Below are 18,847 nucleotides of genomic sequence, written 5' to 3' on the forward strand. Positions count from 1 at the left end.
ATGGCAAAAAAATCCTCCCGCACCGGCACCCCGCGTGCCGCCGATCTTTCTGCAGCGGCCGCGCCCCAGAGCGCGGGGCTTCGCGCCATGGCGCTGGAGGCCCGTTACATGTTCGACGCCGCGGCCGTGGCAACCGGCGCCGAAGTGCTCGCGGCGCAGGCCGCGGCCCAGCAGGCCGATGCCGCCGTCGCCGATGCCGCGCGACAAGCCGGCCAGGCTGACCAGGCCGACCACGCGCAGGCGCCCGCTCCCGCGGCGCCCGCCACCCTGGCCAATGGCTGGAGCGAAGACACCTCCTACATGTACACGTCGGTCGATGAGAAGACCGGCACGGCGGACCACGGCGGCACCTCTGCGTTCGATGGCCTCGGCCACGCGCTGCAGGCCCTCGCGCCGCGCGAGAACCAGGGCGCGCAGATCGTCTTCATCGACCCCGGCATCTCGGACGTGTCGACGCTGCTGCAGGGCATCGACCCGTCGGCCGAAGTGGTGTTCCTGGACAGCCGCTCCGACGGCCTCTCGCAGATCGCGAGCGCGCTGCGCGGGCGCACCGACGTCGGCGCGATCCACATCATTTCGCACGGCGACCCGGGCGAGTTGCGGCTGGGCAATGCGGTGTACGACAACGCCGACCTCTCCGCGCGGTCGGCCGAACTCGCGGCCATCGGCAGCGCGCTCGGCCGCGACGGCGACATCCTCCTGTACGGCTGCGACACCGCGCAGGGCGTGGTGGGCGAGCAGTTCACGCACAGCCTCTCGCGCCTGACGGGCGCGGACGTCGCGGCCTCGGTGGACCTCACCGGTGCGCAGCGCCTGGGCGGCAACTGGAACCTCGAATACCAGGTCGGCCACATCGAGAGTCGCGTGGTGGTCGACGACCACGCGCAGGCCGCCTACGACAGCACGCTCGATGCGGCCGTGAACACCGGCAGCGGCGCCGTGCTCGCCGTGTACGGCCGCACGATCGTGAGCATCGACGTCACCACCGGCAAGGCCACCACGCTCACCAACGTGCCCGCGACGGTCGGCGGCATCGCGGTGGGCGACACGCCCAACGCGCTGTCGCTCAATGCGGCGGCCGGGCTCATCTACTACCTGGACGGCACCTCCACCACGTCGCGGGCGCTCTTTGCCTACGACTACATCAACAACACCCACATCCTCATCGACTCGAACATCACCGACAACGGCAGCCTCGTCGTGGCGGGCGACCAGGGCGTGAGCGGCGGCGGCGCGGCCTACTACAACGGCGCGATGTACCTGGGCGTGGAGAACGTCGGCGGCACCACGTCCGACCGCATCTTCCGCCTCGTGTTCGCGGCCGACGGGCGCAGCATCACCGGCACCTCGGTGTTCGTGAGCGCCGTTGCCGGCGGTGCGGAATGGGGCGACCTGGCCATCGACACGGCCAACAACGCGCTGGTGAGCGTGGGCAGCAACGACGCGACCACGCGCTCGTTCGTGCGCTGGGACCTTGCGACCGGCAACCAGTTGACCAACGTGGCCTACAGCCCGACCTCGATCCAGCTGGCCACCGGCACCAACGGCGGCCTCTATGCCATCGGCGGCACCACGATCCAGAGCCTCAACCCGGCGACCGGCGCGCTGGTCTCGACGGTGAACGTCACCACCAACGGCTCGACCGCCATCGGCGGCTCGGTGGCCGACGGCGCCGGCGCCGTGCCGGCCACCGGCACCATCGGCGACAGGATCTTCGACGACAACAACGGCGACCGCGTCTTCGGCGCCGGCGACACCGGCATCGCGAACGTCACGGTGCAGCTGATCGACGACGTCAACGGCAACGGCGTGGCCGACACGGGCGAGCGCGTGCTCGCCACCGACACCACCAACGCGACGGGCAACTACCTGTTCACCGGCGTGCTGCCCGGCGCCTACGTGGTGCGCGTGACCGACACCAACGGCGCGCTGGGCGGAAGCTCGCCGACCAACGGCGCCGCGTTCCGGGCCATCTCGCTCGCGAGCATCGGCGGCTCGGACCTCACGGCCGATTTTTCCTACGACAAGGTGCCGCCGGTCATCGACCTGAACTCGGGCACCAACACCACCGACGTCGTGAACAACGGCGGCTTCACCGGCGGCGGCACGGGCTGGACCTCGACGGGCTCGACCACCTTCGCCGGCGACCACGCCCAGTGGACCTCCGACATCACCTCCGGCTCGCTCACGCAGGCCGGCCTCACGGGGCTGCAGTCGGGGCCGGGCACCAGCGGCGCGGCGCAGATCGTCTTCGGCTTCGGCTGGAACAACGGCTTCCCCGATTCCAACGCCTCGTCCGTTCTCACCGTGAGCGTGGGCGGCGTGGTCTACGCGACCATCACCACCGGCCGCTCGGGGCTGAACCCGAACATCGCCACCGTCGTCTACTCGAACGGCGCCACCGGCCCGAGCACCATCGTCGCGCCGAGCACGTTCGGCAACTGGACCTACACCGACATCACCATCAACCTGCCTAGCACGGTCGCCAACGCCGGCAACCTGGTCTTCAACTTCACGCCCGACACGACGCTGCTGGCCGCGGGCGACGACGTGTCGATCGACAACGTGCGCGTGTTCACCTCGGCGGACATCACGCCGGGCCGCGACTGGAGCGGCACCTACACCGAAGACGGCGCGCCGGTCGCCATTTCGGACACCGACGCCTCCATCGTGGACAGCGACTCGACCAACATGGTCTCGGCGCAGATCGTGCTCACCAACGGGCAGGCGGGCGACCTCATGCGCATCGGCGGCGTGGCGCTGGCCAACGGCTCGACCGGCACGCTCAACGGCCTGGCCTACACCGTCAGCGTGAGCGGCGGGGTGACCACGATCAACCTCACCGGCTCGGCCACCAAGGCGGTGTATGCGAGCACCATCGGCGCGATCACCTTCGAGAGCACGCTGCAGAACCCCACGGCCTCGCCGGTGCGCGACATCACCGTCACCGTGAACGACGGCGCCTTCACCTCCAACGTCGCGCATTCGCTCATCACGGTGGTGCCTGTGAACGACGCGCCCGTGCTGGGCACCGGCTCCACGTTCACCTACACCGAGAACGGCGCGCCGGCCGCGGTGAACGGTGCGATCACTGTCTCGGACGTGGACAGCGCCACGCTCGCCTCGGCCACGGTGGCGATCACCGGCAACTTCGTCGCGGGCCAGGACATCCTGGGCTTCACCAACGTGCCCGCGACCATGGGCAACATCACCGCCACCTACAACGCGACCACGGGCGTCATGACGCTCAGCTCGGCCGGCAACACCGCGACCACGGCCCAGTGGCAGGCGGCGCTGCGCGCGGTGCAGTACAGCAACGGCTCGGACAACCCCTCGACCGCCGCGCGCACCGTGAGCTACACGGTGAACGACAGCGCGCTCAATTCCAACGTCCTCACCTCGACCGTGAACGTCACCGCGGTGAACGACGCGCCGGTGCTCTCGGGCGGCTCCAGCGTCACCTACACCGAGAACGGCACGCCCACCGCGGTGAACGGCGCCATCGCCGTTTCCGACCTGGACAACGCCACGCTCGCGAGCGGCACCGTGGCCATCACCGGCAACTTCGTGCCCGGCCAGGACGTGCTGAGCTTCACCAACGTGCCGGCCACGATGGGCAACATCGTGGGCACCTACAACGCCGCGACCGGCGTCATGACGCTGAGCTCGGCCGGCAACACCGCCACCACCGCGCAGTGGCAGGCGGCGCTGCGCGCGGTGCAGTACGCCAACACCTCCGAAGACCCCTCGGCCGTGGCGCGCACCGTCACCTACACGGTCAACGACAGCGCCGCGAACTCCAACACCGTGACCTCGACCGTCAACGTCGCGCCGGTCAACGATGCGCCGGTCAACACGCTGCCCGCGGGCTGGAGCACGAACGAAGACGCGATGGTCGGCCTCACCGGCCTGCAGGTCAGCGATGTAGACGCCGGCAGCGGCAATCTGCGCGTGACGCTGAGCGTGCCCACGGGTTCGCTCACGGCCGCCTCGGGCGGCGGCGTCACCGTGACCGGCAGCGGCACGGGGACGCTGGTGCTCGAAGGCTCGCAGGCCAGCATCAATGCCTACCTCGCGAGCGCGGCGCGGCCGAACTATGTGCCGCTGGCGAACGCCAACGGCAGCGTGACGCTGACCATGACCACCACCGACCTGGGCAATGCTGGCGGCGGCGGCGCGCAGACCGACACCGATATGGCAACGATCACCATCGCCGCGGTGAACGATGCGCCATCGGGCACCGACCGCACGGTCACGCTCAACGAAGACGGCACCTACACCTTCTCGGCCGCGGACTTCCCGGTCACCGATGCGGCCGACACGCCGGCCAACGGACTGCAGTCGGTCATCGTCACCACGCTGCCGCCGGCCTCGCAGGGCGTGCTGCGCCTGAACGGCGTGGCGGTGACGGCGGGACAGGTCATCCCCGCGGGGAGCCTCGGGCAACTGACCTTCACGCCGGCCGCCAACCTCAACGGCAACGGCCTGGGCGCATTCACCTTCCAGGTGGTGGACAACGGCGGCACGGCGAACGGGGGCCTCAACACCGACGCGACGCCCAACACCTTCGCCTTCAACGTCACGGCCGTGAACGACGCCCCGGTCATCAACCCCGACAGCGCCACCGGCACCGAGGACACACCCGTCACCGGCAATGTGCTGGCCAACGACACCGACGTGGACGGCGACCCGCTCGCGGTCACGCAGTTCGTGGTCAACGGCTCGACCTTCACCGCAGGGCAGACCGCCACCATCGCGGGCGTGGGCACGCTGGTGATCAACGCCAACGGCAGCTACACCTTCACGCCGGCCGCCGACTACAACGGCACACCGCCGGTGGTGACCACCTACACGGTGAGCGACGGCACCACCGCCGTCACCTCCACGCTCACCATCACCGTCACCGCGGTGAACGACGCCCCGGTCAACACGCTGCCCGCGGGCTGGACGACCAACGAAGACGCGGCGGTCGGCCTCACCGGCCTGCAGATCACCGACGTCGATGCGGGCAGCGCCACCATGCGCGTCACGCTGAGCGTGCCGGCCGGCACGCTCACGGCGGCCTCGGCCGCAGGCGTCACCGTGACCGGCAGCGGCACCGGCACGCTCGTGCTCGAAGGCTCGCAGGCCAGCATCAACGCGTACCTTGCGAGCGCGGCGCGGCCGAACTTCCAGCCGCTGGCGAACCAGAACGGCAGCGTGACGCTGACCATGACCACCACCGACTTCGGCAACACCGGCACCGGCGGCACGCTGACCGACACCGACACGGCGACCATCACCATCAACACGGTGAACGACGCGCCCTCGGGCGCGGACCGCACGGTGACGATCGCCGAGGACGGCACCTACACCTTCTCTGCCGCGGACTTCCCGATCACCGATGCCGGCGACACGCCGGCCAACAGCCTGCTGTCGGTGGTCATCACCACGCTGCCGCCCGCAACGCAGGGCGTGCTGCGCCTGAACGGCGTGGCGGTGACGGCGGGGCAGGTGATTCCGGTGGGCAGTCTCGGCCAATTGACCTTCACGCCCGCGGCGAATGCGAACGGCACGGGCATCGGGTCGTTCACCTTCCAGGTGGTGGACAACGGCGGCACCGCCAATGGCGGCCAGAACACCGACCAGTCGCCCAACACCTTCGCCTTCAACATCACGGCGGTCAACGACGCGCCGGTCGGCAATGCGGACACGGGCACCGGCGCCGAAGAAACGGTCGTCACCGGCAACGTGCTGGCCAACGACACCGACGTCGATGGCGATGCGCTCACGGTCACGCAGTTCGTGGTCAACGGCTCGACCTTCACCGCGGGGCAGACCGCGACCATTGCGGGCGTGGGCACGCTGGTGGTCAATGCCAACGGCAGCTACACCTTCACGCCGGCCGCGAACTTCAACGGCGCAGTGCCGGTGGTCACGTACACGCTGAGCGACGGCACGGCGACCGCCACCTCGACGCTCGCGCTCACGGTGAGCGCGGTGAACGATGCGCCGGTCAACACGCTGCCCGCCGGCTGGACCACGAACGAAGACACGACAGCCGGCCTCACCGGCCTGCAGATCGCCGACGTGGACGCGGGCACCGGGCCGATGCGCGTGACGCTGAGCGTGCCCACGGGCTCGCTCACGGCGGCATCGGGCGCAGGCGTCACGGTGACGGGCAGCGGCACGGGCACCCTCGTGCTCGAAGGCACGCAAGCCAGCATCAACGCCTACCTCGCGAGCGCGGCGCGGCCGGACTACGTGCCGGTCGCGAACGCCAACGGCAGCGTGACGCTGACCATGACGACCAGCGACCTGGGCAACACCGGCACCGGCGGCGCGCTGACCGACACCGACACGGCGACCATCACCCTCACCGCGGTGAACGACGCGCCCTCGGGCGCGGACCGCACCGTCTCGCTGAACGAAGACGGCACCTACACCTTCTCGGCGGCGGACTTCCCGATCACCGATGCGGGCGACACGCCGGCCAACAGCCTGCAATCGGTGGTCATCACCACGCTGCCACCGGCGGCACAGGGCGTGCTGCGGCTGAACGGCGTCGCGGTGACGGCGGGGCAGGTCATTCCCGTGGGGAGCCTCGGCCAGCTCACCTTCACGCCGGCGGCCGATGTGAACGGCAACGGCCTCGGTGCGTTCACCTTCCAGGTGGTGGACAACGGCGGCACGGCCAACGGCGGACAGAACACCGACCAGTCGCCCAACACCTTCGCCTTCAACGTCACACCCGTCAACGACGCGCCCGTGGCCAACCCCGACACGGTCGCTGCCACCGAAGACACGCCGCTCTCGATCCCGGTGGCGAACCTGCTGGGCAACGACACCGATGTGGAAGGCAACACGCTCACCATCACCAGCGTGCAGGGCGCCGTCGGCGGCACGGTGAGCCTCGTGGGCGGCAATGTGGTCTTCACGCCCACGGCGAATTTCAATGGCGCCGCGAGCTTCACGTACACGGTGAGCGACGGCAACGGCGGCACCGCGACCGCGACGGTGACCGTCAATGTCGCGGCCGTGAACGACGCGCCGGTGGCCGCCAACGACTCGGCCAGCACGCCGATCAACACGCCTCTCGCGAACATCCCGGTGCTGGCGAACGACACCGATGTGGACGGCGATGCGCTCAGCGTGACCGGCGCGACGGTGAACCCGGCGCTCGGCACCGTCACGGTCAATCCGAACGGCACGCTCAACTTCACGCCCGCCACCAACGTGACGGGCCCGGTGCAGATCACCTACACGGTGAGCGACGGCCACGGCGGCACGGCCAGCGCGGTCCTCACGGTCAACGTGGGCGCCAACACGCCGCCCCAGAGCGCCGACACGACCGCCAACGGCACCGAGGACACGCCGCTCGTGCTGACGACGGCGAACTTTCCCTTCACCGATGCCGACGCGGGCCAGACGCTCACGAACGTGCGCATCGACACCTTGCCCGTCAACGGCACGCTGCTGCTCAATGGCGTGGCGGTCGCCGCGGGCCAGACCGTCACCGCGGCCGACATCGCCGCGGGGCGGCTCACCTTCGTGCCGGGCGCCAACGGCAACGGCGCGACCTACGCGAGCTTCACCTTCTCGGTGCAGGACTCGGGCGGCGCGTTCGACGCCGCGCCCAACACGCTCACCTTCAACATCGCGGCGGTCAACGACGTGCCGGTGGCCAACCCCGACAGCGTCGTCACCAACGAGGACACGCCGGCCACGGGCAATGTGCTGACCAACGACACGGATGTCGAAGGCGGGCCGCTCACGGTGACGCAGTTCGTCGTCGGCGGCAACACCTTCACCGCAGGCCAGACCGCGACCATCGCGAACGTCGGCACGCTGATGATCAACACGAACGGCAGCTACACCTTCACGCCGGCCGCGAACTACAACGGGCCGGTGCCGGTGGCGACCTACACGGTCACCGACGGCACAGCCACGGCTACTTCGACGCTGACGTTCAGCGTGACCGCGGTGGACGATCCGTTCACCGACGCCAACGAGACGGTGACCACCAACGAAGACACGCCGCTCACGGGCTCGGTGCTCACGGGCACGACGAGCGTGGACGGCCCCGTCACCGTCACCACCTTCACGGTGGCGGGCGATCCCACCGTCCATACCGCCGGGCAGACCGCCAACATCGTGGGCGTCGGCACGTTGGTGATCAACGCGAACGGCAGCTACACCTTCACGCCGGCGGCCAACTACAACGGTCCCGTGCCGGTGGTCACGTACAGCATGACCGATGGCTCCAGCGGCGACACCTCGACGCTGACCATCACCGTGGCCCCGGTGGACGATCCGTTCACCGACGCGAACGAGACGGTCACCACCAACGAAGACACGCCGCTCTCGGGCTCGGTGCTCACCGGCACCACGAGCGTGGACGGCCCGGTCACAGTTGCCAACTTCACGGTGGCCGGCGACGGCACGACGTACACCGCAGGACAGACTGCGACGATTGCGAACGTCGGCACCCTGGTAATCAATGCCGATGGCACCTACACCTTCACGCCGGCCGCGAACTACAACGGCCCTGTTCCCGTCGTCACCTACAGCCTGACCGATGGATCGAGTGGCGACACCTCGACGCTGACCATCACCGTCGCACCGGTGGACGATCCGTTCACCGATGCGAACGAAACCGTCACCACGAACGAAGACACGCCGCTGACCGGCTCGGTGCTGACTGGCACCACCAGCGTCGACGGTCCCGTGACGGTCACGGGCTTCAGCGTGGCGGGCGACGCCACCGTCTACACGGCAGGCCAGACCGCGACGATCACCGGCGTGGGCACGCTGGTCATCAACGCCAACGGCAGCTACACCTTCACGCCGGCCGCCAACTACAACGGGCCCGTGCCGGTCGTCACCTACAGCCTCACCGATGGATCGAGCGGCGACACCTCGACGCTGACGATCACGGTCGCGCCCGTGGACGATGCGTTCACCGACGCGGACGAAACCGTCACCACCAACGAAGACACGCCGCTCACCGGCTCCGTGCTCACCGGCACCACGAGCGTCGATGGCCCGGTCACGGTCACGAGCTTCAACATCGCAGGTGACGCCACGGTCTACACCGCGGGCCAGACCGCGACCATCGTGAACGTCGGCACGCTGGTGATCAACACCGACGGCACCTACACCTTCACGCCGGCCGCCAACTACAACGGCGCGGTGCCCGTCGTCACGTACAGCACGACGGACGGCTCCAGCGGCGACACCTCGACGCTCGCGATCACGGTCGCGCCGGTGGACGATGCGTTCACCGATGCCGACGAGACGGTGAGCACGAACGAAGACACCGCGCTGACCGGCTCGGTGCTCACGGGCACCACCAGCGTCGATGGCCCGGTGACGGTCACGGGCTTCACGGTGGCGGGCGACGCCACGGTCTACACCGCGGGCCAGACCGCGACCATCGCCAACGTCGGCACGCTGATCATCAATGCCAACGGCAGCTACACCTTCACCCCGGCCGCGAACTACAACGGCCCGGTGCCGGTCGTCACGTACAGCACGACGGATGGCTCCAGCGGCGACACCTCGACGCTGACCATCACCGTCGCGCCCGTGGACGATGCGTTCACCGACGCGAACGAAACCGCGAGCACCAACGAAGACACGCCGCTCACAGGCTCCGTGCTCACGGGCACCACGAGCGTGGACGGCCCGGTCACTGTCACGAGCTTCACCGTCGCGGGCGATCCGCTCACCTACACCGCGGGCCAGACGGCCACCATCGTCGGCGTCGGCACGCTGGTCATCAACGCCAACGGCGGCTACACCTTCACGCCGGCCGCGAACTACAACGGGCCCGTGCCGGTCGTCACGTACAGCCTCACCGATGGATCGAGCGGCGATACCTCGACGCTGACGATCACGGTAGCGCCCGTGGACGACGCGTTCACCGACGCCGACGAAACCGCCACGACGAACGAGGACACGCCGCTCACCGGCTCCGTGCTCACGGGCACGACCAGCGTGGACGGCCCGGTCACCGTCACGGGCTTCACGGTCGCGGGCGATCCGGCGACATACACGGCGGGCCAGACGGCCACCATCGCCAATGTGGGCATGCTGGTCATCAACGCCAACGGCAGCTATACCTTCACGCCGGCCGCGAACTACAACGGCCCGGTGCCCGTGGTCACGTACAGCCTGACCGACGGCTCGAGCGGCGACACCTCGACGCTGACCCTCACGGTCGCGCCCGTGGACGATGCCTTTACAGACGCCAACGAAACCGTCACCACCAACGAAGACACGCCGCTCACCGGCTCCGTGCTCACGGGCACGACGAGCGTGGACGGCCCGGTGACGGTCACCACCTTCGGCATCGCGGGTGACGACACGGTCTACACGGCAGGCCAGACCGCGACCATCGCGGGCGTGGGCACGCTGGTCATCAACGTCAACGGCAGCTACACCTTCACGCCGGCTGCGAACTACAACGGCCCGGTCCCGGTGGTCACGTACAGCATGACCGACGGCTCCAGCGGCGACACCTCGACGCTGACGATCACCGTCGCCGCCGTGGACGACGCGTTCACCGATGCCGACGAGACCGCGAGCACGAACGAAGACACGCCGCTCTCGGGCTCCGTGCTCACCGGCACGACGAGCGTCGACGGCCCGGTCACCGTCACGGGTTTCACCGTGGCCGGCGACGCCACGGTCTACACCGCAGGCCAGACCGCGACGATCGCGAACGTCGGCACGCTGGTGATCAACACCAACGGCACCTACACCTTCACGCCAGCCGCCAACTACAACGGCCCGGTGCCCGTGGTCACCTACAGCATGACCGACGGTTCGAGCGCGGACACCTCGACGCTGACCCTGAGCGTCGCCGCGGTCAACGACCCGCCGGTCGGCAACCCCGACACCGCCACCGTGACCGAAGACGTGCCCGCCACGGGCAACGTGCTGGCCAACGACACCGACATCGACGGCAATGCGCTCACGGTCACGAGCTTCACCATCGCAGGCGACGGCACCTTCGCCGCGGGACAGACCGCGACCCTCGCGGGCGTCGGCACGCTGGTGATCAACGCGAACGGCAGCTACACCTTCACGCCCGCGACGAACTACAACGGCCCCGTGCCGGTGGTGACGTACACGGTCAGCGACGGCACAGCGATCGCCACCTCGACGCTGACGCTCACGGTGAGCGCGGTGAACGACGCGCCCGTCAACACGCTGCCCCCGGGCTGGACCACCAACGAAGACGCCACGGTCGGCCTCACCGGCCTGCAGATCACCGACGCGGACGCGGGCAGCGGCCCGATGCGCGTGACGTTGAGCGTGCCCACGGGCGCGCTCACGGCCGCATCCGGCGCAGGCGTCACCGTGACCGGTAGCGGCACGGGCACGCTGATCCTGGAAGGCTCGCAGGCCAGCATCAACGCCTACCTGGCCAGCGCCGCGCGGCCGAACTACACGCCGGTGGCCGACCAAAACGGCAGCGTCACGCTGACCATGACCACCAGCGACCTGGGCAACACCGGCGCCGGCGGCACGCTGACGGACACCGACACGGCGACCATCACCATCGCCGCCGCGAACGACGCGCCTTCGGGCGCCGACCGCACGGTGACGATCAACGAAGACGGCACCTACACCTTCTCGGCGGCGGACTTCCCGATCACCGATGCGGGCGACACGCCGGCCAACAGCCTGCAGTCGGTGGTCATCACGACGCTGCCGCCCGCAGCGCAGGGCGTGCTGCGCCTGAACGGCGTCGATGTCACGGCAGGGCAGGTGATTCCGGTGGGAAGCCTCGGCCAGCTCACCTTCACGCCCGCGGCCAATGCGAACGGCGCGGGCATCGGCGCGTTCACCTTCCAGGTGGTGGACAACGGCGGCACCGCCAATGGCGGGCAGAACGCCGACGCGACGCCCAACACCTTCGCCTTCAACGTCACGGCCGTCAACGACGCCCCGGTGGCGAGCGACGACGTCGCCAGCACGGCGATCAACACGCCGCTGGCGAACATCCCGGTGTTCGCCAACGACACCGACGTGGACGGCGACCTGCTCACCGTGACGCAGGCCACGGTGAATCCGGCGCTGGGCACCGTCACCATCAACCCGGACGGCACGCTGAACTTCACGCCCGCCACCAACGTGACCGGCCCCGTGCAGATCACCTACACGGTGAGCGACGGCAAGGGCGGCACGGACACCGCGGTGCTCACCGTCAACGTCGGCGCCAACACGCCGCCGCAGAGCGCCGACACCACGGTCAACGGCACGGAAGACACGCCGCTGGTCCTGACGCCGGCCAATTTCCCGTTCACCGATGCCGATGCGGGCCAGAGCCTGGCGAGCGTGCGCATCGACACGATCCCCGCCAACGGCGCGCTGCTGCTCAATGGCGTGGTGGTCACCCCGGGCCAGACCATTTCGGCCAGCGATATCGCGGCAGGACTCCTGAGCTTCGTGCAGGGCCCCAACGGCAACGGCGCCCCCTACGCGAGCTTCACCTTCTCGGTGCAGGACTCGGGCGGCACCTTCGACACCACGCCGAACACGCTCACCTTCAACATCGCCGCGGTCAACGATGCGCCGGTGGCCAACCCCGACACCGCCACCGTCGACGAGGACACGCCCGCGACCGGCAACGTGCTGGGCAACGACAACGACGTGGACGGCGATGCGCTCACGGTGACGCAGTTCACCGTCGGCGGCACCACCTTCGCGGCCGGCACCGCCGCGACCCTCGCGGGCGTGGGCACGCTGCAGATCAACGCCGACGGCAGCTACACCTTCACGCCAGCGGCCAACTACAACGGCCCGGTGCCGGTGGCGACCTACACGGTCAACGACGGCACCGCCAATGCGCAGTCCACGCTCACCATCACCGTCGCGCCGGTGGACGACGCATTCACCGATGCCGACGAGACCGTGAGCACCAACGAAGACACGCCGCTCACCGGCTCGGTACTCACGGGCACCACGAGCGCGGACGGCCCGGTCACGGTCACCGGCTTCACCGTGGCCGGCGACGCCACCGCCTACGCCGCGGGCCAGACCGCGACCATCGCCAACGTCGGCACGCTCGCCCTGAACGCCGACGGCAGCTACACCTTCACGCCGCTGGCCGACTACAACGGCCCGGTGCCGGTCGTCACCTACACCCTGAGCGACGGCTCGAGCACCGACAGCTCGACGCTCGCGATCACGGTCGCGCCCGTCAACGACGCGCCGGTCAACACGCTGCCGGCCAGCTTCGCGGGCAGCGAAGACACGCCGCTGCCGCTCACCGGCCTCTCGGTGTCCGACGTCGATGCCGCGGGCGGCACGATCACGGTGACGCTCTCGGTCGCCTCGGGCACGCTCACGGCGGGCCCCGGCGGCGCGGTCGGCGTCAGCGGCTCGGGCACGGGCACCGTGGTGCTCACGGGCACGCAGGCCGACATCAACGCCTACCTGGCGTCGAGCGCGCCCGTCTACGTGCCGGTGGCCAATGCCAACGGCACGGTGGTGCTCACGATGACCACCGACGACGGCGGCAACACCGGCGGCGGCGCGCTCGCGGACACCGACACCCGCACGATCAACATCGCCCCGGTCAACGATGCGCCCCTGGGCACTGCCGACACCGGCACCGTGGTCGAAGACACGCCGCTCAGCGGCAACGTGCTCGCCAACGACACCGACGTGGACGGCAATGCGCTCACGGTGACGCAGTTCGTCATCGGCGGCAACACCTTCCTGGCCGGCAGCACCGCGAACCTCGCGGGCGTGGGCGCACTCACGATCAACAGCGACGGCAGCTACACCTTCACGCCGGCCGCCAACTACAACGGCCCGGTGCCCGTGGCCACCTACACGCTGAGCGACGGCACCGCCACCGCGCAATCCACGCTCACGCTCAACGTGACGCCGGTGGACGATGCCTTCACCGACGCCAACGAAACCGTCAGCACCAACGAGGACGCCGCGCTCAGCGGCTCCGTGCTGAACGGCACGACGAGCGTGGACGGCCCGGTGAGCGTCACCACCTTCACGGTGGCCGGCGACGCCACCACCTACACCGCGGGGCAGGCCGCGGCCATCGCCAACGTCGGCACGCTCGCGCTCAACGCCGACGGCAGCTACACCTTCACGCCGGCGGCCAACTACAACGGCCCGGTGCCGGTGGTCACGTACAACATGACCGACGGCTCGAGCGGCAACGTCTCCACGCTCACCATCACCGTGCTGCCGGTGGCCGATGCGCCCGTGGCCAACCCCGACACGGTGGCCGCCACCGAGGACACGCCGCTCACCATCGCCCCGGCCACGCTGCTGGGCAACGACACCGACGTGGACGGCGACACGCTCGCCATCCTCAGCGTGCAGGACGGCGTGAACGGCACGGTGAGCCTCGTGGGCGGCAACGTGGTCTTCACGCCCGCGCCCAACTTCAACGGCACCGCGAGCTTCACCTACACGGTGAGCGACGGCAACGGCGGAACATCCATCGCGACGGTGACGGTCAATGTCGGTGCGGTCAACGATGCACCGACCGGCATCAACGACGTGGCCAGCACGGCGATCAACACGCCGCTGACGAACATCCCGGTGCTCGCGAACGACACCGACGTGGACGGCGATGCGCTCACCGTGACCGGCGCGACCGTGGACCCGGCCCTGGGCACGGTCACCGTCAACCCCAACGGCACGCTGAACTTCACGCCCGCCACGAATGTCACCGGGCCGGTGCAGATCACCTACACGGTGAGCGACGGCAAGGGCGGCACCGACACGGCCGTTCTCACGGTCAACGTCGGCGCGAATACGCCGCCGGAGAGCGCGGACGCCACCGTCACCGGCATGGAAGACACGCCGGTCACGCTCTCGCTGGCCAACTTCGCGTTCACCGACGGCGATGCGGGGCAGAGCCTCGCGAGCGTGCGCATCGACACGCTGCCGCTCAACGGCACGCTGCTGCTCAACGGCGTGGCGGTGACGGCGGGGCAGACCATCGCTGCCAGCGAGATCAGCGCCGGCCGCCTGAGCTTCGTGCCGGGCGCCAACGGCAATGGCGCAACCTACGCGAGCTTCACCTTCTCGGTGCAGGACTCGGGCGGCGCGTTCGACGCGACGCCGAACACCATCACCTTCGACATCGCTCCGGTCAACGACGTGCCGGTCGGCAATGCCGACAGTGCCACGACGGCGGAAGACACGCCCGTGAGCGGCAATGTGCTGACCAACGACACCGACGTGGACGGCAACACGCTCGCGGTGGCGCAGTTCACGGTCGGCGGCAACACCTTCACGGCAGGGCAGACCGCCACCCTCGCGGGCGTCGGCACGCTGGTGATCAACGCCAACGGAACCTACACCTTCACCCCGGCCGCGAACTACAACGGCCCGGTGCCGGTGGTGAGCTACACGGTCAGCGACGGCACGGACACGGCCAGCTCGACGCTCACGCTCTCGGTCACCCCGGTGGACGATGCGTTCACCGACGCCGACGAAGCGGTGACCACCAACGAGGACACGCTGCTCACCGGTTCGGTGCTCACGGGCACCACGAGCGTCGATGGGCCGGTGAGCGTCACCGGCTTCACCGTCGCGGGCGATGCCACGGCCTACACGGCGGGGCAGACCGCCACCATCGCGAACGTCGGCACCCTGGTGATCAATGCCAACGGCAGCTACACCTTCACGCCGGCCGCGAACTACAACGGCCCGGTGCCGCTGGTCACGTACAGCATGACCGACGGATCGAGCTCGGACAGCTCGACGCTGACCATCACCGTCGCGCCGGTGGACGATGCATTCACCGACGCCGACGAGACCGCGAGCACGAACGAAGACACGCCGCTGAACGGCTCCGTGCTCACGGGCACCACGAGCGTCGACGGGCCGGTGACGGTCACGAGCTTCACGGTCGCCGGAGACGCCACGGTCTACATCGCCGGCCAGACCGCAGCCATCGCGAACATCGGCACGCTGGTGATCAACGCGAACGGAAGCTACACCTTCACGCCCGCCACGAACTACAACGGCCCGGTGCCGGTCGCCACGTACAGCATGACGGACGGATCGAGCAGCGACACCTCCACGCTCACGATCAACGTCACCGCGGTCAACGACGGCCCCGTCGGCAACCCCGACACCGCCACCGTGACCGAGGACGTGCCCGCCACGGGCAACGTGCTGGGCAACGACACCGACGTCGACGGCGACACCTTGACGGTCACCGGCTTCACGGTGGCCGGCGACGGCACCTTCACCGCGGGGCAGACCGCGACCATCGCTGGCGTCGGCACGCTGGTGATCAATGCCAACGGCAGCTACACCTTCACGCCGGCCGCGAACTACAACGGCCCGGTGCCGGTGGTGACGTACACGGTGAGCGACGGTACGGCCTCCGCGACCTCGACGCTGACGCTCACGGTCGGCGCAGTCAACGACGCGCCGGTCAATACATCGCCCGCGGGCTGGACGACGAACGAAGACACGACCGTGGGCCTCACCGGCCTGCAGATCACCGACGCGGATGCCGGCAGCGGCCCGATGCGCGTGACGTTGAGCGTGCCCGCAGGCTCGCTCACGGCAGCTTCGGGCGCAGGCGTCACCGTGACCGGCAGCGGCACGGGCACGCTGATCCTGGAAGGCTCGCAAGCCAGCATCAACGCCTATCTGGCGAGCGCATCCCGGCCGAACTACGTGCCCGTCGCGAACGCCAATGGCAGTGTCACGCTGACGATGACGACCAGCGACCTGGGCAACACCGGCACGGGCGGCGCGCTGACCGACACCGACACCGCGCTCATCGGCATCACACCGATCAACGACGCACCCGAAGGCACCGACCGCACGGTCACCCTCGACGAAGACGGCACGTACACCTTCTCGGCGGCGGACTTCCCGATCACCGATGCGGGCGACACGCCCGCCAACGGCCTGGAGTCGGTGGTCATCACGAGCCTGCCGCCCGCAGCGCAAGGCGTGCTGCGCCTGAATGGCGTCGAGGTCACTGCAGGCCAGGTGATCCCGGTGGGCAGCCTCGGCCAGCTCACTTTCACACCCGCGGCCAATGTGAATGGCAACGGCATCGGCGCGTTCACCTTCCAGGTGGTGGACAACGGCGGCACGGCCAACGAGGGGCTGAACACCGACGAGACGCCCAACACCTTCGCCTTCAACGTCACGCCCGTCAATGACGCGCCCGTGGCCAACCCCGACACGGTCGCTGCCACCGAAGACACGCCGCTGTCGATCCCGGTGGCGAACCTGCTGGGCAACGACACCGATGTGGAAGGCAACACGCTGACCATCACCAGCGTGCAGGGCGCCGTCAACGGCACGGTCAGCCTCGTGGGCGGCAATGTGGTCTTCACGCCCGCGGCGAATTTCAACGGCACGGCCAGCTTCACGTACACGGTGAGCGACGGCAACGGCGGCACATCCACCGCGACCGTCACGGTCAATGTCGCCGCGGTCAACGATGCGCCCGTGGCCGGGGACGACGTGGCGACGACGCCGATCAACGCGCCGCTCGCGAACATCCCGGTGCTCGCGAACGACACCGATGTGGACGGCGATGCGCTCAGCGTGACCGGTGCGACGGTCAACCCCGCGCTCGGCACGGTGACGGTGAATGCGGACGGCACGCTGAACTTCACGCCCGCGGCGAACGTGACGGGCCCGGTGCAGATCACCTACACGGTGAGCGACGGCCAGGGCGGCACGGACACCGGCGTGCTCACGGTCAACATCGGCGCGAACACGCCGCCGCAGAGCGCGGACGCGACGGTCAACGGCACCGAAGACACGCCGGTGGCGCTCACGCTCGCGAACTTCGCCTTCACCGACGGCGATGCGGGGCAGAGCCTCTCGGGCGTTCGCATCGACACGCTGCCGATCAACGGCACGCTGCTGCTCAATGGCATTGCGGTGACTGCCGGGCAGACCATCTCGGCGGCGGACATTGCCGCCGGGCGCCTCGGCTTCGCGCCAGGCGCGAACGGCAATGGCGCGACGTACGCGAGCTTCACCTTCTCGGTGCAGGATTCGGGTGGCGCGTTCGACACGGCGCCGAACACCATCACGTTCAACATCGCGGCGGTCAACGACGCACCGGTGGCCAACCCGGACGCGGTGACAGCGACAGAAGACACACCGCTGTCGATCCCGGTGGCGACTCTGCTGGGCAACGACACCGATGTAGAAGGCAACACGCTCACCATCACCAGCGTGCAGGGCCCAGTCAACGGCACGGTGAGCCTCGTGGGCGGCAATGTCGTCTTCACGCCGGCGCCCAACTTCAACGGCGCCGCCAGCTTCACCTACACGGTGAGCGACGGCAACGGCGGAACCGCGACGGGCACGGTGACGGTCAACGTCGGCGCGGTCAACGACGCGCCGGTGGCGGGCGACGACGTGGCGACCACGCCCATCAACACGCCGCTCGCGAACATCCCGGTGCTCGCGAACGACAGCGACGTGGACGGCAACGCGCTGACCGTGACCCAGGCCACGGTCGACCCGGCGCTGGGCACGGTCACCCTCAATCCGGACGGCACGCTCAACTTCACGCCCGCCAACAATGTGACCGGCCCTGTGCAGATCACCTACACGGTGAGCGACGGCCAGGGCGGCACCGACACGGCGGTGCTCACGGTCAACATCGGCGCCAACACGCCGCCCGAGAGTGCGGACGCGACGGTCGACGGCACCGAAGACACGCCGGTCACGCTCACGACCGCCAACTTCGCCTTCACCGACGGCGATGCGGGCCAGAGCCTCGCGAGCGTGCGCATCGACACGCTGCCGCTCAACGGCACGCTGCTGCTCGATGGCATCGCGGTGACGGCCGGGCAGACCATCTCGGCGGCGGACATCGCGG

Annotated in this window: 1 protein-coding gene (running past one end of the window); it reads left to right on the forward strand. The window is 69.3% G+C overall.

The features are described from left to right. A protein-coding gene (locus ACZYRS_RS11985) for a tandem-95 repeat protein (protein WP_463419438.1) crosses the window boundary here: on the forward strand, positions 1-18,847 show its 5' portion. Its footprint extends 8,888 nt past the window's final position; only the first 18,847 of its 27,735 coding nucleotides appear in the window; the start codon lies at positions 1-3; its stop codon lies beyond the right edge, outside the window.

Source organism: Variovorax sp. AC194 (assembly GCF_979257995.1).